Annotated in this window: 23 protein-coding genes; 21 read left to right on the top strand and 2 right to left on the bottom strand. The window is 25.7% G+C overall.

Annotated features, from left to right (window positions below; genetic code table 11):
• Positions 1 to 142: 142 nt before the first annotated feature.
• From AC4FQ1_RS08140 to AC4FQ1_RS08085, 12 genes are all read left to right on the top strand, one after another.
• Positions 143 to 622, top strand: a complete 480-nt coding sequence (locus AC4FQ1_RS08140) for an FMN-binding protein (protein WP_303129134.1) — start codon at positions 143 to 145, stop codon at positions 620 to 622.
• Positions 623 to 884: 262 nt separating this feature from the next.
• Positions 885 to 1,922: an FAD:protein FMN transferase gene (locus AC4FQ1_RS08135; protein WP_491169428.1), complete on the top strand. Its 1,038-nt coding sequence runs from the start codon at positions 885 to 887 to the stop codon at positions 1,920 to 1,922.
• 13 nt (positions 1,923 to 1,935) lie between these two features.
• Positions 1,936 to 2,811: a LysR family transcriptional regulator gene (locus AC4FQ1_RS08130; protein WP_303129136.1), complete on the top strand. Its 876-nt coding sequence runs from the start codon at positions 1,936 to 1,938 to the stop codon at positions 2,809 to 2,811.
• Between the two features lie 13 nt (positions 2,812 to 2,824).
• Positions 2,825 to 3,787: a 1,4-dihydroxy-2-naphthoate polyprenyltransferase gene (locus tag AC4FQ1_RS08125; protein WP_491148987.1), complete on the top strand. Its 963-nt coding sequence runs from the start codon at positions 2,825 to 2,827 to the stop codon at positions 3,785 to 3,787.
• 230 nt (positions 3,788 to 4,017) lie between these two features.
• The gene (locus AC4FQ1_RS08120) at positions 4,018 to 5,940 is read left to right on the top strand and encodes an FAD-dependent oxidoreductase (protein ID WP_491169427.1); all 1,923 of its coding nucleotides are present in this window, start codon (positions 4,018 to 4,020) and stop codon (positions 5,938 to 5,940) included.
• A 148-nt stretch (positions 5,941 to 6,088) separates the two neighbouring features.
• A complete protein-coding gene (locus AC4FQ1_RS08115) occupies positions 6,089 to 7,057 on the top strand; it encodes a polyprenyl synthetase family protein (RefSeq protein WP_303129142.1) in 969 nt (322 codons plus the stop codon).
• 142 nt (positions 7,058 to 7,199) lie between these two features.
• Positions 7,200 to 8,357, top strand: coding sequence for an AI-2E family transporter (locus tag AC4FQ1_RS08110; protein WP_303129143.1), 1,158 nt, complete (start codon positions 7,200 to 7,202; stop codon positions 8,355 to 8,357).
• A gap of 25 nt (positions 8,358 to 8,382) precedes the next feature.
• The gene (gene aroQ / locus AC4FQ1_RS08105) at positions 8,383 to 8,823 is read left to right on the top strand and encodes a type II 3-dehydroquinate dehydratase (protein ID WP_491148983.1); all 441 of its coding nucleotides are present in this window, start codon (positions 8,383 to 8,385) and stop codon (positions 8,821 to 8,823) included.
• Between the two features lie 148 nt (positions 8,824 to 8,971).
• Complete coding sequence (locus tag AC4FQ1_RS08100) at positions 8,972 to 9,904, top strand: nucleoside hydrolase (protein WP_303129146.1); 933 nt, start codon at positions 8,972 to 8,974, stop codon at positions 9,902 to 9,904.
• Positions 9,905 to 9,989: 85 nt separating this feature from the next.
• A complete protein-coding gene (locus AC4FQ1_RS08095) occupies positions 9,990 to 10,418 on the top strand; it encodes a UDP-N-acetylglucosamine pyrophosphorylase (RefSeq protein WP_491169426.1) in 429 nt (142 codons plus the stop codon).
• Between the two features lie 103 nt (positions 10,419 to 10,521).
• Positions 10,522 to 10,848, top strand: coding sequence for a hypothetical protein (locus AC4FQ1_RS08090; protein ID WP_303129150.1), 327 nt, complete (start codon positions 10,522 to 10,524; stop codon positions 10,846 to 10,848).
• Between the two features lie 129 nt (positions 10,849 to 10,977).
• Entirely contained in the window at positions 10,978 to 11,544 is a 567-nt protein-coding gene (locus AC4FQ1_RS08085) for a flavodoxin domain-containing protein (RefSeq protein WP_491169425.1), read from the top strand.
• 47 nt (positions 11,545 to 11,591) lie between these two features.
• Here the strand turns inward: AC4FQ1_RS08085 and fba are convergent, their stop codons facing one another.
• Positions 11,592 to 12,455, bottom strand: coding sequence for a class II fructose-1,6-bisphosphate aldolase (gene fba / locus AC4FQ1_RS08080; protein ID WP_303129153.1), 864 nt, complete (start codon positions 12,453 to 12,455; stop codon positions 11,592 to 11,594).
• Between the two features lie 324 nt (positions 12,456 to 12,779).
• Between fba and AC4FQ1_RS08075 the strand changes: the two genes are divergently transcribed.
• Entirely contained in the window at positions 12,780 to 13,793 is a 1,014-nt protein-coding gene (locus AC4FQ1_RS08075) for a polysaccharide deacetylase family protein (protein WP_491169424.1), read from the top strand.
• A 57-nt stretch (positions 13,794 to 13,850) separates the two neighbouring features.
• Here AC4FQ1_RS08075 and AC4FQ1_RS08070 read toward each other — a convergent pair whose 3' ends face one another.
• Positions 13,851 to 15,200: a tetratricopeptide repeat protein gene (locus tag AC4FQ1_RS08070; RefSeq protein WP_303129156.1), complete on the bottom strand. Its 1,350-nt coding sequence runs from the start codon at positions 15,198 to 15,200 to the stop codon at positions 13,851 to 13,853.
• Positions 15,201 to 15,437: 237 nt separating this feature from the next.
• On the opposite strand from AC4FQ1_RS08070, the gene AC4FQ1_RS08065 reads away from it, so the two are divergent.
• From AC4FQ1_RS08065 to AC4FQ1_RS08030, 8 genes are all read left to right on the top strand, one after another.
• Positions 15,438 to 15,938 (top strand): DedA family protein, encoded by a 501-nt coding sequence (locus tag AC4FQ1_RS08065; protein ID WP_303129158.1) that lies wholly within the window; start codon positions 15,438 to 15,440, stop codon positions 15,936 to 15,938.
• A gap of 202 nt (positions 15,939 to 16,140) precedes the next feature.
• Complete coding sequence (locus tag AC4FQ1_RS08060) at positions 16,141 to 17,469, top strand: FAD-dependent oxidoreductase (protein ID WP_491169423.1); 1,329 nt, start codon at positions 16,141 to 16,143, stop codon at positions 17,467 to 17,469.
• Positions 17,470 to 17,628: 159 nt separating this feature from the next.
• Positions 17,629 to 17,913 carry a hypothetical protein gene (locus AC4FQ1_RS08055; RefSeq protein ID WP_303129163.1) on the top strand — a complete coding sequence of 95 codons (285 nt, stop codon included), beginning with the start codon at positions 17,629 to 17,631 and terminating at the stop codon, positions 17,911 to 17,913.
• Positions 17,901 to 18,932, top strand: coding sequence for a type 2 isopentenyl-diphosphate Delta-isomerase (gene fni / locus AC4FQ1_RS08050; RefSeq protein WP_303129165.1), 1,032 nt, complete (start codon positions 17,901 to 17,903; stop codon positions 18,930 to 18,932). Before AC4FQ1_RS08055 ends, fni begins: the two co-directional genes overlap by 13 nt.
• A gap of 96 nt (positions 18,933 to 19,028) precedes the next feature.
• Positions 19,029 to 19,166, top strand: a complete 138-nt coding sequence (gene scfA / locus AC4FQ1_RS08045; protein ID WP_035279055.1) for a six-cysteine ranthipeptide SCIFF — start codon at positions 19,029 to 19,031, stop codon at positions 19,164 to 19,166.
• A gap of 78 nt (positions 19,167 to 19,244) precedes the next feature.
• Positions 19,245 to 20,597 (top strand): thioether cross-link-forming SCIFF peptide maturase, encoded by a 1,353-nt coding sequence (scfB, locus tag AC4FQ1_RS08040; RefSeq protein ID WP_303129172.1) that lies wholly within the window; start codon positions 19,245 to 19,247, stop codon positions 20,595 to 20,597.
• A 39-nt stretch (positions 20,598 to 20,636) separates the two neighbouring features.
• Positions 20,637 to 21,848, top strand: a complete 1,212-nt coding sequence (locus AC4FQ1_RS08035) for a M16 family metallopeptidase (RefSeq protein WP_491169493.1) — start codon at positions 20,637 to 20,639, stop codon at positions 21,846 to 21,848.
• 51 nt (positions 21,849 to 21,899) lie between these two features.
• On the top strand, positions 21,900 to 23,318 hold the full coding sequence (locus AC4FQ1_RS08030) for an aminotransferase class I/II-fold pyridoxal phosphate-dependent enzyme (RefSeq protein ID WP_491169422.1): 1,419 nt from the start codon (positions 21,900 to 21,902) through the stop codon (positions 23,316 to 23,318).
• Positions 23,319 to 23,402: the final 84 nt, after the last annotated feature.

The raw sequence follows: 23,402 nt of genomic DNA, 5'->3' as shown, positions 1-23,402 counted from the left end.
TTATTACAAGAAAAATTGGTAATATAAAATTTTTATACTATATAAAAATATACGTTAATAAAGTTTTATTATTTCAGTGTATAATCCTTGATGAAAATAGTTAATTTTTTTATTTATTTATAAATTTTTAGGAGGAATAATAATGAAAAGAAAATTATTAGTAGGATTATTTGCAGCTGCATTATCATTATCATTAGTTGCTTGTGGAGGAGATAAACAAACTGATGCACCAGCAGCTGATAATAGTAAACAAGAAGCAACTATGAAAGATGGAACATACGAAGTTGAAACAAAAAATGCAGATGATAATGGTGGAAAAGCTAGAGCTTCAGTTACAATAAAAGACGGAAAAATAACAGAAGCTAAATATAATGAGTTTACTGATAAAGGTGATAAGAGAGAAGATAAAGAATACAATAAAATGATGAAAGAAAAAGCAGGCACTAATCCTTCAGAATATGAAGTTAAAATTGAAGAAGGTGTAGTTAAAGCTCAATCAGCAGATTTTGATGCAGTAACTGGTGCTACAAATTCATCAGCTAAAGCTAAAACTTTATTTGAAGAAGCTTTAAATAATGCAAAAGAAGGAAAAACTGATAAAGAATTAGTTGAAGTTAAATAATATTATATATTTTTAAGCCAATGATTTAAGATCATTGGCTTATTTTTATTATTTATAAAAATGATTGAATAAAAATGATTATTTAATAAATAATTTAATTTATAAAAAATAATTTTATAAAAATATAAAGTGAATTTAAAATGAAAAATAAAAATAAGAATTTATATTGTAAAAGTTTAATAAAAAAAGTAAAATATAAACGAACTGTAAACAAAATGTTAATACAGTATAAGAAAAATTAATAATAAAGGGGAAGAATTTAATGAGGAAAAAAACTAAAATTATAACATTTTTAATGCTTATAGTATTTAGTATAGGATTTTATGGATGTAAAAGTAAAAATGATAATGAACCTATAAGTAGAACTGAGCTTTTTATGGGAACATCTATAAAGGTAACTCTTTATGATGGTGGAAGTGAAAAAATATTGGACAAGGTATTTGATAAAATAGTAGAATTGGAAAATTTAGTAAGTATAAATAAATCAAATACAGAAATAGATAATTTAAATAAAAACTCAGGAATAAAAGCTGTAAAGTTAAGTGAAGATAGTTTTAATATAGTTAAGAAAGGGCTAGAATACTCAAAACTTTCTAATGGGGATTATGATATTACAATAGGACCATTAGTTAAACTTTGGAGCATAGGATTACCTGAGGCGAAAGTTCCTACAAAAAAAGAAATTTCACAAGCTATTAAAAGTATAGATTACTCTAATGTTTACATAGATGAAAATAATAGAGAAATTTTTTTGAAAGAAAAAGGAATGATGTTAGACTTAGGAAGCATTGCAAAAGGATATGCAGCTGATGAAATAGCAAAAATACTTAAAGAAGAAGGTGTTAATTCAGCAATTATAGATCTTGGTGGAAACATATATGCATTAGGTTACAAAAAAGAAAATAATAAATGGAAGATAGGTATACAAGATCCATTTACTGATAGAGGTAATGCAATTGGTACAGTTACTGTAGCTAATAAATCTGTTGTAACTAGTGGTATTTATGAAAGGTATATAGAAAAGAATGGTAAAAAATATCATCATATATTAAATCCTAAAACGGGGTACCCATATGAAACAAATATTGCTGGAGTATCTATAATATCAGATAAATCAATAGATGGAGATGCACTATCTACATTAGTTTTTACCAAAGGAATAGATAAAGGAATAGAGTTTGTTAATAAAATTGATGGAGTAGATGCAATTTTTATAACTAATGATAAGAAGGTTTATGTTACAGACGGTATAAAAGAAGACTTTAAAATAATTAATGAAAATTATAAATTAGTTAATTAAAGGGGGAAGGAACATGCAAATAGATAGTTTAAAATATTTTTATGAAGTAGCGGAGTTAAAAAGTATATCTAAGGTGGCAAATAATTCACATATATCTCAACCCGCACTAAGTCATCAACTTTTAAAATTAGAAAAAGAGCTTGGAGCAAAATTATTAGAAAGAAGTAATAGAGGTGTAGAATTAACAGAGCAAGGGAAGATAGTGTATAATTACGCAAAGAAAATTTTAAATTATCATAATAATATGGTACAAGATGTAAATATAAAAAATTCTTTAAAATACGACCTTGAAATAACAAATGCTAATATATCAGCAAATTTCTTAGTTTCTAGAATTGCAAAAGATATAGGGAAAATATTTAAAAATTTTAATGTTAATATAAATAATAATTGGGAAAGTAATCAACAATCTTTATTACTTCATAATAAGTCAGATATAGTTGTAGGGTGCAATATGATATATGATGTAGATTTATCATCAAATTATATAGGAAGTGATAACCTTATATTTATAAGCAGAGAAAAAATAAAAGAAGAAAACATATCTAATCAATCAGTAGCTATATTAGATGATGGAAGAAGTAATATTTTAAATAGCATTAGAGACTTTGATAACATTAATATAACCTTAAGAAGTAATTGCTTAAGCACTATAAAAGAATATTTAAATAATAGCAATACTTTAGCAATAGTTCCTAAAATAGCTGTAAGGTCAGAGATAGAGTCAGGGGAGTTTATAGATTTAGGCTTTAAAAATTATGAAAAGTCATATGACTTATTTATAACTTATAGAAAAAATATTGAGAATAGAATTAAAAAGAAAATAAATATATTTATTAAAGATTTAGAAAAAGTTTTAAATTATGATAATAAAAATATAGCGGTTTAAATAGGTGAGCAATATGACTTTAAAAGGATATTTAAGTTTTGTTGAAATACAGACAAAAATAGCTAGCTTAATTCCATTTTTATTTGGAACTTTATATAGTATATACAGATATGGAAAGGTAGACTTAGCGAATTTAATATTTATGTTTATATCAATGATATGTTTTGATATGGTAACAACTGCAATAAATAATTATTGTGATTATGAAAACGAAATAAAACATAGTAATGGAAAATATTTTGGTAAAAATCCAATGTTTATTCATAAAATTTCTAAAAAGAAAGGGATTATAACTATATATACATTACTATTTATATCTATAATATTTGGAATAATATTAACTGTTAGGACAAGTTTGTTAGTATTATTTTTAGGAGTAATATGCTTTTTTATAGGAATATTTTATACTTTTGGACCAATACCTATATCAAGAATGCCTCTTGGAGAAGTTTTTTCAGGATTATTTATGGGGTTCTTAATTACATTTTTAACTATATATATTAATATATTTGATTTAGGATATTTTTCAATAAGTATATTAAATGGTGAATTTATAGCAAAAATCAATATTTTTGAAACTATTAGCATATTTTTAGTAAGTATACCTTTAATAACAGGAATAGCTAATATAATGTTATCTAATAACATATGTGATTTAGAAGATGATAAAAAAGTATCAAGGTTCACGTTGCCATATTATATAGGAGAAGATTTTGCTATAAAATTATATAAAATACTATATTATTTTGGATACTTTGCAATTTTAATATCAATTATTTTAAAAATTTTACCTATAACATCAATTATAGTTTTTTTTACTATTCCTATCGTAAACAAGAATATAAAAGAATTTGAAAATAAGCAAATTAAATCAGAAACTTTTGTATTGGCAGTAAAAAATTTTGTCATTATAAATTTTGCATATATATTAGCTTTAATTGGCAATTTTGTTATTTTTAATATATTAGATATTTAAATTTATTATGATATATAAAAAAAAATTATGATATTCATTGAAATTAGTAGGGGATTAGTTGGCTATTTTTAAGGGTTAAGGGGAATTTAAATATAAGGTTTATATTTAAAAAGATTGTTTGTTAATTAATAAACAAATATAGACAGTAATAAGTTTAACTTATAGAATAAACATGCTAAAGAAGTTAAATTAAAATATTAAAAACAAAATTAAAGAAGAGAGGGAATAATATGTCAACTAAAATTGTTATTTTGGGTGCAGGTTATGCAGGGGTTCATGCAGCTAAAAAATTAGCAAAAAAGTATAAAAAGAATAACGATGTTGAAATTACATTAATTGATAAAAATCCGTATCATACACTAATGACAGAATTACATGAAGTTGCTGGTGGAAGAGTACCAGAGGAATCTGTTAAAGTAGAACTTTCAAGAATATTTCATAGAACGAAAGTAAAAGTTGTTGTTGATTTTATTGAAAATGTAGATACTGATAATAATGTAGTTACTACAAAGCAAGGTGAATACAAATATGATTATCTAATGGTTGGAATAGGTAGTGAGCCTGCATTTTTTGGAGTTCCAGGTGTAAAGGAAAATGGATTTACTTTATGGTCTTTAGAAGATGCCCTAAAAATAAAGAAGCATATTAAAAATAGAGTTAAAGAAGCTTCATTTGAAAGAAATTCAGAAAAAAGAAAAAGAATGCTTACATTTGTTGTGGCAGGATCTGGGTTTACTGGAATAGAAATGGCTGGAGAGTTACTAGAGTGGAAAACTACTTTAGCTAGAGAATATAGAGTTTGTGAAGATGAAATAAAGATATTAGTTGTTGAAGCTATGTCAACAATATTAAATATGCTTGATAGAAAGCAAGCAGATAAAGCTGAAAAATATATGGTTAAGCATGGTGTTTCTATTCTTAAAAACTCGCCAATAGTTGAAGTAACTAAAAATACTATTAAATTAAAAGATGGAAAAGTGATTCCAACAGAAACATTAATATGGACGTGTGGTGTACAAGCAAATCAAGACTTAGAAGATGTTGATGTAAAGAAAGCTAAAGCAGGAAGATACTTAGCTAATAAATATATGCAAGCTGAAGGAAAAGAAAATGTATATGTTGTTGGAGATGTAGCATATGTTGAGGAAAATGGAGGAAAATCAAATCCTCAAATAGTTGAAGCAGCAGAACAAACTGCAACAACAGCTGCTAAAAATATAATAGCATCAATAGAAAATAAAGAAAAAGTTGAATTTAAATCAAGTTATCATGGTTTCATGGTATCTATAGGTGGAAGATATGCAGTAGCAGACCTTATGGGAATTAAGTTATCAGGATTTTTTGCTATGGTGATGAAACATCTTATAAATATGGTCTATTTATTCGGAGTTAATAATGTACATGCCGTATATAATTATCTTCAACATGAGTTCTTTGCTATGAAGGAAAGAAGATGTATAATGCGAGGTCATTTATCTTCAAAAGGAAATAGGTTATGGCTTGTTCCTCTTAGAATATATATAGGATCTTTATGGCTTATTGAAGGTCTTAAAAAATTAATTGGAGAAGAAACATGGAAGAAAGCATTTGAATCTGCATCAAGTGCATCAGATGCAGCTGGTGGAAGTATAGGTGCTTACATCCAATCTTTATTTGATAATATGACAATCGGATGGGATAGCTGGATGAAGATGGGGAATGTAAAGATGCCATTTTCTTGGCTTCAAGATACTGTTACTGGAGCATCAGCAGCTACAACTGATGCAGCTGTATCAAATATGCCAACACCTATATTTGATAGTATGCCAAAGTTTTATGAATCTATAATGGAGATATTTATGCCAAATCCTGAAGTGGCAGTTTGGTTCCAAAGGATAGTTGTGTTAACAGAAATTGCTATAGGGTTATGTTTAATAGCTGGATTATTTACATTTTTAGCATCAGCAGCATCAGCATTTATGACTGTTAACTTTATATTCTCTGCAATGGCAGGATGGGATATATTATGGTTTACATTTGGTAGTATTGCTTTAATGTGTGGAGCTGGAAGAACATTTGGATTAGACTATTATGTAATGCCTTGGATTAATAAAATTGTTGGTAACTTATGGATGGGAAAAAGAGAACCAATATATGAAATACATGGTAAGTAATTAGTATTTAATTATTATAAAGTAGAGAATGATTTATTCTCTACTTTATATAAAAATATTAATGTAGTGTGTGATAATAGTATTTTTATAAGTTATATTATCAGACTTTATATTAATAAAGTATTTATATAGAAAACGAGGGAGAAAAATGGGGAATTTTTGGACTGATTATCCTATTATAAATAAAGAAATAGAAGAAGTAAAAAAACAAATAAGTTTAAATGCAAAATGTAAGGACAAAGTTATAGAAAAGAGTATATTAGATTTATTAAATTCAGGTGGTAAAATGTTAAGGCCTGCCTTTTTGATTATTGCTTCAAAATTTGGAGATTATAATGAGGAAAGAGTAAGGGCACTTGCTTCTGTTGTAGAGATGTTTCATATGGCAACATTAGTTCATGATGATGTAATAGATGATGCACCTCTTAGAAGGGGAAAGGAAACTGTTCAATCTAAATATGGTAAAAATTATGCTGTATATATAGGTGATTATTTATTTTGTTTATGTTTTAGGATACTTGGGACAACATCATCAATAGAAAGGGGAATTGATGTTGATGCTAAAGTTATGTCTAGAATTTGTTTGGGAGAGGTTGAGCAGTTAAATTCAAGATTTAATAGAAATGTATCAATAAAAGATTATTTAAAGAGAATATCAGGAAAAACAGCAGAACTTTTTTCGCTTAGTTTTTATATAGGTGCAGCTGAAAGTTCATGTGATAAAAAGATTTGTAGACTGTTTTGGGAGATAGGACATAATATAGGGATGGCATTTCAAATAATTGATGATATATTAGATTACATAGGTACAGATGAGGAAATAGGAAAAAAATCAGGAAATGATTTAAAGGATGGAATATATACTTTACCATTATTATTAGCATTAAAAAATAATAAAGAAGTATTTGAAAATTTATTAGATAAGGAATTTTATTCTAATGAGGAAGTTAATAAAATAATAAATTTAGTCAAGGAAAATGATGGTATAAGTGAATCTATAATTCTTGCTGAAAAGTATTCAAATAAGGCATTTAAAAATATAGATAAATTGCCAGAAAATGAGTATAAATATATATTAAAAGAAGTAACTGAAAAGTTACTTAAAAGAAGCTATTAAATGGAGGTCTATATTAAGTTAAAATTACTTAATATAGACTACTTTATTTTTAGAAATATAATTATAAGAATTATTTTAGAATTACTTAATTAAATTTATGTTATAATAAAAAATGATACTAAATGGAAAAAGAGGTAATACAATGAAAGTAGATTGGAATAGAAAATATACAACTATATCAGTTTATGCTGTTATTTCTGTATGTGCAGTAATAGTATTTTATTTAGCTATGTCTCAACTTGGACATTTATTAGATAAAATAAGTGGTGTAGTTAATATATTTAAACCATTTATATGGGGATTTGCAATGGCTTATCTTTTAGATTTTGTTCTAAGATTTTATGAAAATAAAATATTAAAAAAAGGTGTATTTAAAAAGCTTAAATCAAAAAGAGGTATTGGATTATTATTTACATATATGACTGCGTTTATAGTAATAGGATTGTTTATTCAATTTGTACTTCCACAACTTATTGATAGCATAGTTGGATTAGTAAATGATATACCAAGTTATATTGATAATACTAGTAAATTTATAAATCAAACTATCGCAAGTCTTGACCTTCAAGAGCATTATTTAACTATAATAAATGAAAAATTTAATAATATATTAGATTATGTAATAAAAGCATCTACTAATTTATTACCAATGCTTGGTGCAGGATTAACTACTGTTTTATCAAGCATATGGAATATAGTTTTAGGTATTATAGTATCTATTTATTTATTAATAGAAAAAGAAAAGTTTTTTGCATTAGCAAAAAAAATAACTTATGCAATATTTAATAAAAAGGCAGCCGAAAAGACTATTGAATTAACACATAGAAGCAATGAAACATTTGGAAAGTTTTTAAGTGGAAAAATTTTGGATTCATTTATAATTGCCATTTTAACATTCATAATATTAACTATAGTAAAAATGCCATATACACTTCTATTGTCAGTAATAATAGGAATAACTAACATAATTCCTTTTTTTGGACCATTTATAGGGGCTATACCATCAGTTATAATAGTATTATTTGTTTCACCAACAAAAGCTTTTTGGCTTATTGTTATAATATTTATAATTCAACAACTAGACGGTAATATTATTGGTCCTAAAATACTTGGTGATTCAATTGGAATATCTGCATTTTGGATTTTATTTTCAATATTAGTAGCAGGGAAGTTTTTAGGATTTGTAGGAATGGTAATAGGAGTTCCACTTTTTGCAGTATTATATTCTATAATTAAAGAAATTGTTGAAGCTAGACTTGATAAAAAAGGTCTAAAGACAGACACTAAAGATTATATGTAGCAGTTTTGGTGGAGGATTTTTATATATGAAATTTATGATAATTAATGGACCTAATTTAAATATGATAGGTGTAAGAGAAAAAGATATATATGGTATAAAAACTTTTAAAGATATTTGTGAATTTATAGAAAAAGAAGCTATAAAGAAAAATCATGAATTAGTATTATATCAAAGTAATTCAGAAGGAGAAATAATTGATTTTCTTCAAAAGGCATATTTTGAAAATTATGATGGAGTAATAATAAATCCAGGTGCATATACACATTATAGTTATGCTATACATGATGCTATAAAATCTATATATCAAGTTCCGACAGTTGAGGTTCATCTTTCTAATATACATTCAAGAGAAGAATTTAGAAGAGAATCAAAAACAGCACCAGCATGTATAGGGCAAATATCTGGCTTCGGTGAATATGGATATATTCTTGCTATGGATGCTTTAGAAAATTACATTAAGAAATAATTTTGTTTTATAAGCTTAAGAATTGTACTTTCAATTTTTAAGCTTATTTTTATATTTTATTTTGAAGAGTATATATTTAAAATATTTACAGAAACAAAAGTATATAAGCAAAATATAATGAAATAAAAAGTAATTTTTAGGTGATATTATGAGAAAAATAATTATTGATACAGATACAGCTTCAGATGATGCTGTTGCTATAATTACAGCTCTTAGAGAAAAAAGTATAAAAGTGCTTGCTATAACAACTGTAGCTGGAAATGTAGATGTAGAAAGAGCTACAGAAAATGCATTAATTGCAATAGAAAAAGCTAAAACTTATGCACCGCCAGTTTATAAGGGACTTAGTAAACCATTAATTAAGGAACAGGTAGAAGCAAAAGATATTCATGGAAAAGATGGCTTAGGTAATACAAACTTTCATCCAAATAAATTAAAGGCAGAGAGAGAGCATGCAGTAAAAGCTATTTTGAGAATTATACAGGAAAATCCCTATGAGATTGAGCTAGTAACTCTTGGACCACTTACAAATATTGCTTATGCATATTTACTTGCACCTGAAATTATGAGAAAATTAAAGTCGATAACATTAATGGTTGGAAATGGAATAGAGGGTGGAGGAAATATTACTGAATTTGCAGAATTTAATGCTTATGCTGATCCCGATGCATTAAAGATAGTTATGGAAATAGATGTTCCACAAGTAATATTAGGATGGGATGTAGCGATAGGCGATGGAATTATAACTTATGATGAAATTAATGCTTTAAAAAAATTAGATTCAAATACTGTAAAATTTGTTCTTGATATATGTAAAGAAATTTGTACAGTTTGCAAACTTAAAGGGAAAAAAGGTGTTGGATTTGCAGACCCATTGGTTATAGCAGTTTTTACTCATCCTAATTTAGTAAAAAAATCTATAGATACTAATTTAGAAGTAATAACTAATAAAGGCGAAAAAGAAGGGCAAGTTATTTTGAGTAATATAAAAAAAATTAATAAATCAACAGAAACTGTAATTACAAACGTTGATGGAGTTTCTATAAAAAAATATTTGTTATCAAAATTAATTGATGAATAAATTTTAGTGTATATTGATAAAATTTTTTCAACAATATATACTATTAATTAGAAATAGTGATTACTTAAGAAAAGAGGGTTTGAATATGAAATATAATTTAAATATAAATGATTTAGGAAATATACTAAAAAAGTTAGATGAAAATTATGATTTAGAATTAATGACTAAAATAGAATTAAGTGGTGGATGGCTTACTATGCATGGAAAAGCATCTATTACTAAGATTCCAGTAGATGGATTATCAGGATGTGCTAGTAAAGGAAATAATATTATACACATAAAGGTTAAAAGTAAATCAACTGATGGAACTATTATTAAAATTACAGGAGCAAAAGATAAAAAATTTAATATATATATTTCATCAACAAGATATAAAGAATTATCTCCTGATGGAAGTTTAAGTCTTAATCAAATAAAAGTAAATAATGAGGAATGTAAACTTAGAATTGATAATGATATAATATTTAAAATTAATACTAGTGCAAAAAATGTAGAAGATTTGATTAATTGTTAGATTTTTCAAAGAGCTAAACTAAAAAGTTTAGCTCTTTTCTATTTATTTTTAAAATTATAGTGATATAATAAAATAGTTATTCAAATTTTCATGAGGTGATTATATGTTAAAAGATAATTATGTAGAATTACAAAGAGCATCAAACGAACTTGATAAGTATCACAATGAAGGAAAAAAGGACAAGCTTATTGAATATTTAATGGGATTAAATATAAATATTATAAAAGATATTCATGTTATCTTGCATATTGGAAAAAATGAATTAAATAATTGTATACACAAGCCTTTTGAATTGTATAAAAAAACAATGCTTACATTTGATGCATTAAGAGGATGGCAGGAAAAAGAAGTAGAAGTTAATAAGATAGTGGAGTGTGAAGCCTCATACGCACATTTTAAAAATGGGTTAGAAATACTTGAATTAATTTAAAGGAAAAAATAGCTTTGGAAACATATTATGTTTTTAAGGCTATTTTTTTTATTTAAGTACAAATTAAATATTGGAAAAAAATGTTTTTTTAAAATATAATATTTATAGAGGGTATATGGGAGGGGTTTTATGGTATTTGAAAATGTAGTTATATTATATAAATCTAAGTATGGAAGTTCAAAGAAGTATGCTAGTTGGATTAAAGATGAATTAAAGTGTGATATGTTTGAAAAAGACAAAGTTTCTTTAAAAGATTTAAAAAAATATGATAGTATAATTTATGTCGGTGGTGTATATTCAAACTCTGTAAATGGATTTGATAGTTTAGTAAAAAAGTTTGATGAATTGATAAATAAAGAGATAATTTTAGTGGCTGTTGGCTTTTCATTAGGAAACGAAAATGAAATTAATAAAATAAAAGATTTTAATTTAAAAGATGCTCTTAAAAATAATGTAACCTTATTTTATTTAAGAGGTGGATTTGATTTTGAAAAGTTAAAATTTTTCGATAAAACAGCTATGAAATTACTTAGAAATAGATTGGTAAATAAAAATAGGGCTTTAACTGAAGAAGAAAGATTTTTATTGAGTTGTTATGAAAAATCACATGATTGGACTAATAAAAAAAGTTTAGATAAAATATTAGATTATATAAATAAAAAAACAATAAAAACAAAAATTAAAGTAAAATGTTAATAAAAAAGTCATCTTTAATAAAGATGACTTTTTTATTTAAATATAGATTATGCTCTGTTTATTGAACCGAACATTTCCATTTTTGATTTAACCATGTCTTTGATTGCTTCAAATCCTGGTGCAAGAAGTTTTCTTGGATCGAATCCTTTTCCTTCTAGGTCTTTTCCTTCTTCAATGTATTTTCTAGTAGCTTCTTGGAAAGCTAATTGACATTCTGTATTTACGTTGATTTTTGAAACGCCAAGTGATATAGCTTTTTTAATCATTTCATCAGGAATTCCTGTACCACCGTGAAGAACTAATGGCATTGGAGCAGTAGCTTTTTCTATAGCAGCTAAAGCATCAAAATCAAGTCCTTTCCAGTTTGCTGGATATTTTCCGTGGATGTTTCCGATTCCAGCAGCTAACATTGTAACTCCTAAATCAGCTATTTGTTTACATTCTTGAGGATCTGCAATTTCTCCAGCTCCAACAACTCCGTCTTCTTCTCCACCAATTGAACCAACTTCAGCTTCTAATGATAAACCTTTTCCTCTAGTTAATTTAACTAACTCTGAAGTTTTTTCTATGTTTTCTGCTAATGGATAGTGTGATCCATCAAACATTATTGATGAGAATCCAGCTTCAATAGCTTTGTGAGCTCCTTCGTAGCTACCATGGTCTAAGTGTAATGCAACTGGAACTGATATGTTTAATTCTTCTAACATTCCATTAACCATTCCTACTACTGTTTTGTAACCACACATATATTTTGCAGCACCTTCTGATACTCCTAGGATTACAGGTGATCTGTTTTCTTCTGCAGTTAATAATATAGCTTTAGTCCATTCTAAGTTGTTGATGTTGAATTGACCAACTGCGTATTTACCTTCTCTTGCTTTATTTAGCATTTCTTTTGCTGAAACTAACATGTGCAAAACCTCCAATATTTTAATTTAATTGTTTATTTTGAGAAGTAATTGCTATTACAAAAATTTCTCTCTATTCATTAGTATAACTCAAAATTATAATTATGAAAATAGCAAAATCGATAAAATTATTACATAAAGTATGAATAAGTAACAATATATTCAAAAATTACAAAGGTGTATACGAAGTGTTAAACTTATATGAATTAATGATTTTGTTTCCAAATAGTAATCTTTAATGAAGAATTAAAGTATAAAATAGTAATTGATTTTACATTAAATTTACTTAAATTAAATATTTATATAGAAACAGGTGGATAAATAAAAATGAATTATTCAAACAGAAGTAAAAGAAAAAACAAAGCATTTAAGAGAAGAAGAATTATTACAATAGGAGTGGCAGCTTTAATTGTTATTTTAGGAGCAGGAACTTATGCTTTTGCCCATCATAAAAGTGAAGCTGATTTAGAAAATAATAAAAAAGTACAAGCTAAACAAGAAGAAGTTAAAAAACCAGAGCCAACTGATGTAATACCAGGACAAAATATTATTTATGCAGCAGATAAATATGCAGTTCCAGCAAATGATGTTTATGATATGATAGAAACTAGAAATAAAGTGAATGATGAAAAAGAAGTATTTTTAACATTTGATGATGGTCCTAGTGAAAATACAAGTAAAATATTAAAAATATTAAAAGAAAATGATGTACATGCTACTTTCTTTATAATGGGTAATCAATTAAAAGAAAGTGAAGAAAATAAACAACTTTTAAAAGAAGAATTATTAGACGGAAATGCAATAGCAAATCATACAGTAAGCCATAATTATCATAAATTATATCCAGGAAATAGTGTTAGTGTTCCAGTATTTATGAAAGAGTTAAATGAAAATAATGAAATGATGAAAGAAATTCTAGGAAAAGATTTTAGTACTAGAGTAATAAGAATGCCAGGTGGATATATGTCAAGAAAATACTATCGTGACTCACACTTAAAGGCTTTAAATGAGGATTTCAAAAAAGAAGGTATAATATCAATAGATTGGAATGCTGAAACTGGAGATGCTACAGGAAATAACCTTCCTGTAAGTACTTTAATAAATGGTGCAAGAAAGTCTACAAAAGGAAGTTTAAAACATATTGTTTTATTAATGCATGATGCAGCAGCAAAGAAGACTACAGTTGATGCTTTACCAGAGGTAATAAAAATTTATAAAGATGCTGGATATAAGTTCAAAGTAATAAAAAATGCACCTATGAGTTATTTTGAATCAAAAGATAATATTGATAAAAATAATGATAATAAAAATAGTAAAGAAAATGAAAATATAAATAAATAATATTAAAATAAAAAGATTAACAGAAAGATAAAATTTTCTAACTGTTAATCTTTTTTATTATTTATATAAAATATCTTTAGTTACATCATTATAGTAAGGTGAGCTTGGATATGAATTTTCAATGTGTTGAGCATATTCTTTAGCTTTCTTGTTATCACCTTTGTTATGATAATAAAGTGATAAATTATATAATATTTCAGCTGTATATAAGTCTGAATGAGGATATTTATCTAAATATTCTTGGAAATATTTAGCTCCATCATCTTTTTTATCAATTGAATTATATGTAGATCCAAGAAAATATAAAATATGAGGTTCTAAATAACTACCATTGCAGTATTTATAAGCCTTGGTAAAACTATCTAACGCTTTATCATAAGTTTTAAATTTGTATTGCTCTAGTCCTTCGTTATAGAATTTTTCTATTCCTTTAGTTTTCATAAGTTCAAGAGCCTTATCATAATTTTCTTTAGTAGCATCAGTAATAGTATTTTGTGGATTTTCTTCTAGTAAAGTATAAATTTCATTATAATCATTTTTTGATATTGCATCTGAAAGTTTACTATTAAGCTCCTCAGCTGACATTTTTGCTTTTTCTTCAGTTTGCTCTTGTTTAGTTTCATTATTAGCTGGTGCTTTAAAGTGTTTGATTCCAACGTAACTACTTATTACAACAATAAGAGCACAAACAGCTATTATTGCAGACTTTTTACCTTTATTTGAAGGTTTATCATTTTTTGTTTTATTTTTATCTGCTGTTTCTTCTTTAGTAGAAGCATTTAAATCTTTAGTTTTAGAATTTTCTCTATTAGAATCTTTTTCTATTTTTTTAGAATTAGACTCATCTTTTCTTAAATCTTTTTTATTATCTTCCTTGTCATTTACTACTTGTTTATTTTCTATATTAGTTTCAAATTGTTTTTTATTATTTTTATTTTCTAAATCTTTTTCTTTAGGTTCGTTATTTATAATGGTATTTTTTGCTAAAGGTTCTTTTTGTTCTAAAATTTTTGGATTTTTATTATCTTTAGCTTCTTCTTTTTTATGTTCTATCTTTTTAGCTTCTTTTTTTTGTTTTTCTATTTTTTTTGCTTCAGAATTAATAAACTTACTTAAATTACTTAAATTTAAAGTTAAATTTAAAGCTCTTTGTTTAGTTTCATCATCTACATCTTGAAGGCGCATCTTAGCAGTAGGGTTATTATTATATTCTGCATTTATTTGCCAATTAAGTACAGCTTCTTCTATTCTACCAAGTTTTAAAAGAGCCTCTCCTTCAAGTTCAAGAGCTTGTTCATTATTGTATTCTTTTTCAAGTATTTTATCGCATATTTTTAAGACTTCTTTATAATTTTTATTATCATATAAATCTTTGGCTTTTTTAAGCCTTTTATCAAAATTACCCATAGTTCCTCCTTATAAAATGCTTCCATATATTATTTTAATACATAATGTCAAGAAATTTATTTCGAAAATATTTCTTTTAATAAAAAAATATAAAAATATATTTAAAAATCATGTATTTCTTATAAAAATAAAGTCTTTAGTATAGATTTTAAATAAATAAAACAAAAATAAATAGTAAAAATATAGATAATTTGTTAATATATTTTATAACTATTAAAATTTTTGAGGTGAGTTTAGATGAATTTAGAAGTAATTTTTGAGTATTTTTCTCAATATGGATTATTATTTCTGTTTATTATAGTTTTTTTAGAATATTTAAATTTACCAGGATTACCAGCAGGGATTATAATGCCAGCTGCAGGAGTTTTAATTGATAAAGGACATATTAATTTTTTTACAGCAATAGTTGTTTCGGTATTGGCTGGATTACTTGGTAGTATATGTTTATATGCAATAGGTAGATATGGGGGTACAGTATTATTAGAGAAGTATATAAAAAAATTTCCGAATCAAAAACAATATATTTATAAAATATCAGAAGAAGTAAAAAGGAGAGGAAATTATGGTGTACTTATTAGTAAGTTAATTCCGGTAGCTAGAACTTTAGTATCAATACCTGCAGGAGTTTTTAAAATAAATTTTTTAGGATTTTCAATATTTTCAACTATTGGGATAATTATTTGGAATACAGCATTTATAAGTTTTGGTTATATATTTAGTGATGTTATTTTTAAATAATTATTTTAAAATTTGGATAAGATATAAGGAGAATTACACATATTTTAATAATTGTATAGTGTAATTCTTTTTTTGTTAATAGTATCTGATAAAATTTAACAAAAAAACTATTTACAAATCTTATCTAAAGAAGTATCATTTAACTATAAAGATTATTGGATAATACTTATTAATTAATATAAAATATCAGGAGGTACTTATAATGAAAGTTATAGTTGTAGGTTGTACTCATGCAGGAACTGCTGCAGTAGTAAATTTAAAAGGATTATATCCAGAATGTGAAGTTACAGTATATGAAAGAAATGATAATGTATCATTTTTATCATGTGGTATAGCACTTCATGTTGGAGATGTAGTTAAAGATTTAAATGATATGTTCTACAATTCTCCAGAAGGTTTAGCAAAATTAGGTGTAAAAACAAACATGCAACATGATGTTTTAGATATAGATTTTGACAATAAAAAAGTTAAGGTTAAAAATTTATTAACTGAAGAAGAATTTGAAGATAGTTATGATAAATTAGTTTTAACTATAGGATCATGGCCAATAGTACCAAAATTTGAAGGTGGAGATCTAGAAAATATAGTTCTTTGTAAGAATTATAACCAAGCAAAGGTTATAACAGAAAAAGGCAAAAAAGCTAAGAATGTTGTTATAATTGGAGCAGGATATATTGGAGTAGAGCTTGCAGAGGCATTCCAAATGTTAGGCAAAAATGTAACATTAGTTGATGCAGAAGAAAGAATAATGGCAAAATATTTAGATAAGGAATTTACTGATGTTGCTGAAAAGGAATTTAAAGATCATGGAGTAAAATTAGTTTTAGGTGAAAAAGTTAGTTGCTTCAAAGGAGAAGGCGGAAAAGTATCTAAGGTTGTAACTGATAAAGGTGAATATGATGGAGATTTAGTTGTATTATGTATTGGATTTAGACCAAATACAACTCTTATTAAAGATAAGCTTAAAACTTTACCAAATGGTGCAATAATAATTGATGAATATATGAGAACAAGTGATGAAAATGTATTTGCTGCTGGGGATTGTTGTGTTGTTAAATATAATCCAACAGGAGAAGATAGATATATTCCACTTGCAACAAATGCAGTAAGAATGGGTACTTTAGTAGCTAGAAATATTAAAAAACCAACTATAAAATATATGGGAACACAAGGTACATCAGGTATAAAAATATATGAACAATGTATAGCTTCAACAGGATTAACTGAAGAAGGAGCTAAACTTGCAGGAATAGAATGTGAAACTTCAACAATTGAAGATAATTATAGACCAGAATTTATGCCAACTTATGAAAAAGCTATGGTTAAGATTGTATTTGACAAAAATACAAGAAGAATATTAGGTGGACAAATAATGTCAAAAGTTGATTTAACACAATTTATGAATACTTTATCAGTCGTTATTCAAAATAAAATGACAGTAGAAGAACTTGCTATGACAGACTTTTTCTTCCAACCACACTTTAATAAACCATGGAGTTTATTAAATCAAGTAGCACTTAATGCACTTTAATAAAAAGGTTAAAATATCTTAGTATAGTATAATTTGAGGATTTGATATAAGACCTATAGCATTTTATGCCGTAGGTCTTTTATTTTGTTTTAAAATTTTAAGAGTAAAATTCATATTTTATGTTAATCCTAAATTTATATTAATTTAGGAGTGATTAATTTGAATATAAAAATTGATGAAAAGGCAAAAATAGCATTAAAACAATTAATTAAAAATAGTATTGATGATTACGTTAGAATAAAAGCAAGCTTAGCTTGTGGTTCTTCTTATTATGATTTATTTATGGATTTTAAAAGAGAAAATGATAAAATGGTTGTTATAGATAATATTAAGTTTATTTTTGATGAGTATTCAGAAAAAGCTTGTAATGATATTATAATACTGTATGATAAAGATATTTACGTAAAAGGATTTTATATTAAGGAGAATAAATGCAAGATTTAGAAAATGTAAAATTAAGAAAAGAAGAGCATATAAAGTATGCAAAAGAATCCTATTCTAATGATGATTATTTTAAGGATGTAATAATATTAAATAATTCTATACCAGAAATTAATTATGATGAAATATCTCTTAAAACAAAATTTTTAGGAAATATTATTAATATGCCTTTAATAATAAATGCTATGACTGGTGGGGCTGACTTAAGTTTTAATATAAATAGAGATTTAAGTATTATAGCAAATGAATTTAATATACCAATGGCTGTTGGATCACAATCTATAATGCTTAAAGATAAATCTTTTGAAAATAGCTTTAAAATTGCAAGAAAGAATAATAAAGATGGCATCATTATTTCTAATTTAAGTGCTATGAGTTCTCTTGAAAATGTAAAAAGGGCAGTTTCTTCATTAGAGGCTAATGCTATTCAATTACATTTAAATGTTTCTCAAGAACTTGTTATGACTGAAGGTGATAGAAATTTTAAAGGTATGCTAAATAATATAGAAAATATAATAACAAATATAGATGTACCTGTTATAGTTAAGGAAGTAGGCAGTGGAATAAGTTTTGATGCTTGTAAAAAGCTAAAAAATATTGGAGTTAAATATATAGATGTTGGAGGAAAAGGTGGTACAAGCTTTATAAAAATTGAAGCTTTAAGAAATAATAGTGATATATGTAAAGAGCTAATGCAGCTTGAAATACCAACCCCACAATCTATATTATTTTGTAGAGCTGTAAGTGATGATTTAAACATAATATCCTCAGGGGGAATTAGTAATTCAATACATTTAATAAAATCATTAATACTTGGGGCAAATATAGTAGGTATTTCAGGAGCAATATTAAAAGTATATTTAGAAGGTGGAATTTCTAAGGTTAGTGATTATATTAGAAAGATAGAAAATGATAGTAGAATATTTATGGGATGTTTAGGGTGCAATGAAGTTGATGATTTAAAAAATATAAAATATTATTATAAGAATCAAGAGATGGTTAATCATTTTATTAATAATTAAACAAAACTAATAATAACATTAATAATTACTGTGGAAGAAATGTTTGTATTGTGATATAATTTGTATGTTATTCTTTAATAATGGAGGAGTAAGGATATGAAACATATAAAGACAATCAACAAAACAAACATCAAAAATAGTTTAAAGAAGCCTGGATGCAAAGAATGTGCAAACTCATGCCAATCAGCATGTAAGACTTCATGCACAGTTGCAAACTTAGAGTGCGAAAACTAATAAATGAGCAGTAACTTAAAGATTTAAGTTGCTGCTTAATTATTAATGTGCAAGATATATGAGGAGGAATTTTTAAAAATGGCATTAATACATAAATTTAAGCAAGGAGACAATAGTTTTGTCTTAGATGTAAATACTGGAGCAGTTCATATAGTTGATGATTTAGTTTATGATATAGTTGATGATAATGCATTAAGAGATAAAGATATAATTATAAATGAATTAAAAGATAAATATCCTGTTGAAGCTATTAGCGAAGCTTATGATGAGATAAAGGAATTAGTAGATGAGGACATGCTTTATACTAAAGATATGTATGAAGATATAGCTCATAGTTCAATGGATGATAGAGATTATATAAAAGCTGTATGCTTAAATATAATACATGGATGTAATTTAAGATGTAAGTATTGTTTTGCAGATGAAGGAGAATACAATGGACATAAAGGGGTTATGGACATTGAAACTGCAAAGAAGGCAATTGATTATGTTGTTAAAAGAAGTGGCCCAAGAAAAAATATAGAAATTGACTTATTTGGTGGTGAGCCAACACTTATAATGGACACAATTAAAGAAATAATAGCTTATGCAAGAGAAAATGAAGCTAAGTGGAATAAAAATATAAGATTTACAATGACAACTAATGCTACTCTTTTAAATGAAGAAATGATGGATTTTATGGATAAGGAAATGGGAAACATAATTCTTTCATTAGATGGTAGAAAAGAAGTTAATGACAATGTAAGAATAAAAGTTGATGGTTCAGGTTCATATGATGATATACTTCCAAACATTAAAAAAATGGTGGAAAAGAGAAATAAGAATAAAATGTTCTATGTAAGAGGAACATTTACAAGAGCTAATACTGATTTTTATGAAGATGTTATGGCTATGGCAAATGAAGGTTTTAGAGAAATTTCAATAGAACCAGTTGTATTACCTGATGAGCATCCATTATCACTTAGAGAAGAAGATTTAGATACAATATTTGAAAACTATGATAAGTTATATGATGAAATGGTTAGAAGAAAGAAAGAAGGAGACGAATTTAGATTCTATCATTTTAATGTGGATTTAAATGGTGGACCTTGTGTTTACAAGAGAATTTCAGGATGTGGAGCAGGTTTTGAATATGTAGCAATAACTCCACAAGGAGAGGTTTATCCATGTCACCAATTTGTTGGTAAAGAAGAATACAAACTTGGAACAATATATGATGATTCATATAATTCAGAGCTTGGAAAGAAATTTAAAAAGGCACACATATACAATAAGCCAAAATGTAGAGAATGTTGGGCAAGATTCTATTGTAGTGGAGGATGTCAAGCAAACAATGTTAATTTCAATGGCGATATAAATGTTCCTTATGAAATTGGTTGTAAAATGCAAAAGAAGAGAATTGAATGTGCAATAGCTTTAAAAGCGGAATAATATATTAAAAAGTGTACTTAAAGGAGAGATATTTAAGTGATTAAGGAATATACTTTAAAAAATGGCATTAAATTAATATATAAAAATCATAGTTCAAATCTTACATCTTTATGTGTTTCATTAAAAGGTGGAGCATTAATGGATGGAGAAAAGTATGGGGTAGCCCATGCCACAGAACATATGGTTTATAAAGGAACAAAAAATAGAACTGAAGAACAAATAAATATAGAATTAAGTGAAATTTTTGGTTTTCAAAATGCTATGACTAATTATCCTTATGTAATATATTATGGAACCTTATTAAGTGAAGATTTATCAAAGGGAATAGATTTGTTTTCAGACATTATAATTAATCCTGTATTTGATAAAAATGGTTTTAATGATGAGAAGAAGATAATAATAGAAGAACTTAAAGAATGGGATGAAGAGATAGAACAATATTTAGAAGATAAGTTATTTATAAATTCTTTCAATAATAGAAGAATTAAATATCCCATAATAGGAACTTTTGAAAGTTTAGAAAACTTAAAGGTAGATGATATAAAGGAATTTTATAATAAAGTATATTTCCCAAGTAATATAAGTATATCTATTATTACTAATATAGAATTTGATAAAGTTATTCATATTTTAGAAAAGTACTTTGGAAGTTGGAATAAAAAAGAAGAAGAACTTAATAAAATTGTTTATGAAAAAAATGATGAAAAATATTTTGAGGAAGCAAAACAAAATATTAAAACAAGTAAGATTCAAATTAATTATCCTATAGATAATTTAAATAATAAAGAAATTAAGGCTCTCAAAATATTTAATGAATACTTTGGAGATGGAGTAAACTCTAAACTTTTTGATACATTAAGAACAAAATATAATTTAGTATATGATGTATTAACTAGAGTTTGCTATGAAGAAGGAATTAAGTTCTATAAAATAACTTTAAGTACATCAAAAGAAAATTATAAAAAAGCTATAAAAATTATAGATAAATGTGTTAATGATTCATTAAAATTAAATGAAAGATTAACAGATAAAGATTTAGATAAATTTAAAAAGAGCTTTAAGCTTAAAAGATTATTTAGAGAAGAACAGAGTATAGTGCTAGCAAAAGAACTTGCTACATTTAATACTATGTTTAATGATTATAATATATATATTGATGAAACAGAAAACTTAGATGATATAGATTTAAATTTTATAGTAAAAACTATAACAAAAGTATTTGATAAAAAGTTTATTCAGGTTTTAAAATAAAAAAGTTGCCTTAAATTAGGGCAACTTTTTTATAATAAAGGAGGAAAATATATGAAAAAAATACCTTTATTAAAAGCTTTATTAGATTATCATAAAGAAAAAAATCTTATACTTTCCATGCCAGGAAATAAGTGTGGTATTGGATTTTTAGGAGATAAGCTAGGAGAAGAATTTGTAAATAATTTAGGTTTTTTAGATATTACAGAAAATGATCCTTTAGATAATTTACATTATCCAGAAGGTGTTATTAAAGAAAGTGAAGAGCTTTTAGCTAAAACATACAATGCCCAAAATGCATTCTTTCTTGTAAATGGAAGTTCTTCTGGAAATTTAATTTCTATTTTTAGTGCCTTTAATGAAGGAGATGAAGTTTTAGTAGAAAGAAATTGTCATAAGTCTATTTATAATGGATTAATACTTAGAAAATTAAAAGTTACATATATAGAACCAGTAATAGATAATATAAATGGAATTTTCTTGCCTCCAGATGAAAATAGGATTTATGAAGCTTTTAATAAATGTAAAAAAGCAAAAGGAATAATTCTTACAAATCCTAATTATTTTGGAATAAGTTATGATATGGAAAATATAATTAAAGACTTAAAAAGCAAAGGATTAAAAGTAATAATAGATGCTGCACATGGGGCTCACTTTATTGCAAGTGAAAGATTACCTAAAAGTTTAACTTCATTAGCTGATTATGTAGTGCTAAGTGCTCATAAAACATTACCGTCATTAACTCAAAGTGGATATTTAATTGTAAATGATAAAAATTCAGATGTTTTATTTTATAAAAATGCATTTTTAAGTACATCACCATCATATCTTTTAATGGCATCTTTAGATTATGCAAGATATTATTTAGACGAATATGGACAGAAGAAATATGATGAATTAATAGATTTAGCAGAGTTTTGGAAAGCAAAAATTAATTGTATTGATAAAGTAAAGTTACTATCTAATTCAGATTTAAATAATGGTTATGAAATTGATAAAAGTAGATATGTACTTATATTAGAAGAAGGGTATAGTGGATATAAACTTCATGAGCTTCTTAGAAAAGAAAAGATTCAATGTGAAATGGGATTTTTAAGAGGTGTTGTTTTAATATTATCACCATTTAATAAGGACAAAGATTTTCAGAAAATTTATGAGGCACTTTTAAAAATAAATTTTGAAGCCATAAAATATTATGGTAATATTGAAAGTTTTAATATAAATACAAAAAAGGTGTTTGAGCCTTTTGAAGTGTTTAAAAAGGATTATGAACTTATAAGATTAGAAGATTCAATAGGAAAAATAGCTAAAGAAGCAATAGTGCCATATCCACCAGGTATTCCTTTAGTATGCCAAGGAGAATTAATAACAGAAGATGCAATAAATATTGTAAAAAATTATTTAGAAAATAATAAAGATGTTATAGGTACTTTAGATGGAAAAGTTAAAATTATAAAAGACAATATGTATTAAAATAATATAAAATTATACAAAGAAAGTAACAATAGTTAAATACATTCATATATTATTACTAAAGAGTTTTAATTATACTAAAGA

This window comes from Clostridium sp. TJA020, from assembly GCF_058310295.1.
The sequence above is the reverse complement of the archived record's forward strand: the minus strand, read 5'-3'. Positions and strand labels throughout refer to the sequence as shown.

Bases quoted from the DNA above. Each gene is read 5' to 3' on its own strand.
- AC4FQ1_RS08120 (WP_491169427.1), top strand. From the start codon at position 4,018: ATGTCAACTAAAATTGTTATTTTGGGTGCAGGTTATGCAGGGGTTCAT.
- AC4FQ1_RS08100 (WP_303129146.1), top strand. From the start codon at position 8,972: ATGAGAAAAATAATTATTGATACAGATACAGCTTCAGATGATGCTGTT.
- AC4FQ1_RS08075 (WP_491169424.1), top strand. From the start codon at position 12,780: ATGAATTATTCAAACAGAAGTAAAAGAAAAAACAAAGCATTTAAGAGA.
- AC4FQ1_RS08115 (WP_303129142.1), top strand. From the start codon at position 6,089: ATGGGGAATTTTTGGACTGATTATCCTATTATAAATAAAGAAATAGAA.
- AC4FQ1_RS08030 (WP_491169422.1), top strand. From the start codon at position 21,900: ATGAAAAAAATACCTTTATTAAAAGCTTTATTAGATTATCATAAAGAA.
- AC4FQ1_RS08090 (WP_303129150.1), top strand. From the start codon at position 10,522: ATGTTAAAAGATAATTATGTAGAATTACAAAGAGCATCAAACGAACTT.
- AC4FQ1_RS08060 (WP_491169423.1), top strand. From the start codon at position 16,141: ATGAAAGTTATAGTTGTAGGTTGTACTCATGCAGGAACTGCTGCAGTA.
- AC4FQ1_RS08065 (WP_303129158.1), top strand. From the start codon at position 15,438: ATGAATTTAGAAGTAATTTTTGAGTATTTTTCTCAATATGGATTATTA.
- fba (WP_303129153.1), bottom strand. From the start codon at position 12,455: ATGTTAGTTTCAGCAAAAGAAATGCTAAATAAAGCAAGAGAAGGTAAA.
- AC4FQ1_RS08140 (WP_303129134.1), top strand. From the start codon at position 143: ATGAAAAGAAAATTATTAGTAGGATTATTTGCAGCTGCATTATCATTA.
- scfB (WP_303129172.1), top strand. From the start codon at position 19,245: ATGGCATTAATACATAAATTTAAGCAAGGAGACAATAGTTTTGTCTTA.
- AC4FQ1_RS08070 (WP_303129156.1), bottom strand. From the start codon at position 15,200: ATGGGTAATTTTGATAAAAGGCTTAAAAAAGCCAAAGATTTATATGAT.
- AC4FQ1_RS08135 (WP_491169428.1), top strand. From the start codon at position 885: ATGAGGAAAAAAACTAAAATTATAACATTTTTAATGCTTATAGTATTT.
- aroQ (WP_491148983.1), top strand. From the start codon at position 8,383: ATGAAATTTATGATAATTAATGGACCTAATTTAAATATGATAGGTGTA.
- AC4FQ1_RS08085 (WP_491169425.1), top strand. From the start codon at position 10,978: ATGGTATTTGAAAATGTAGTTATATTATATAAATCTAAGTATGGAAGT.
- AC4FQ1_RS08125 (WP_491148987.1), top strand. From the start codon at position 2,825: ATGACTTTAAAAGGATATTTAAGTTTTGTTGAAATACAGACAAAAATA.
- AC4FQ1_RS08130 (WP_303129136.1), top strand. From the start codon at position 1,936: ATGCAAATAGATAGTTTAAAATATTTTTATGAAGTAGCGGAGTTAAAA.
- AC4FQ1_RS08095 (WP_491169426.1), top strand. From the start codon at position 9,990: ATGAAATATAATTTAAATATAAATGATTTAGGAAATATACTAAAAAAG.
- scfA (WP_035279055.1), top strand. From the start codon at position 19,029: ATGAAACATATAAAGACAATCAACAAAACAAACATCAAAAATAGTTTA.
- AC4FQ1_RS08110 (WP_303129143.1), top strand. From the start codon at position 7,200: ATGAAAGTAGATTGGAATAGAAAATATACAACTATATCAGTTTATGCT.
- fni (WP_303129165.1), top strand. From the start codon at position 17,901: ATGCAAGATTTAGAAAATGTAAAATTAAGAAAAGAAGAGCATATAAAG.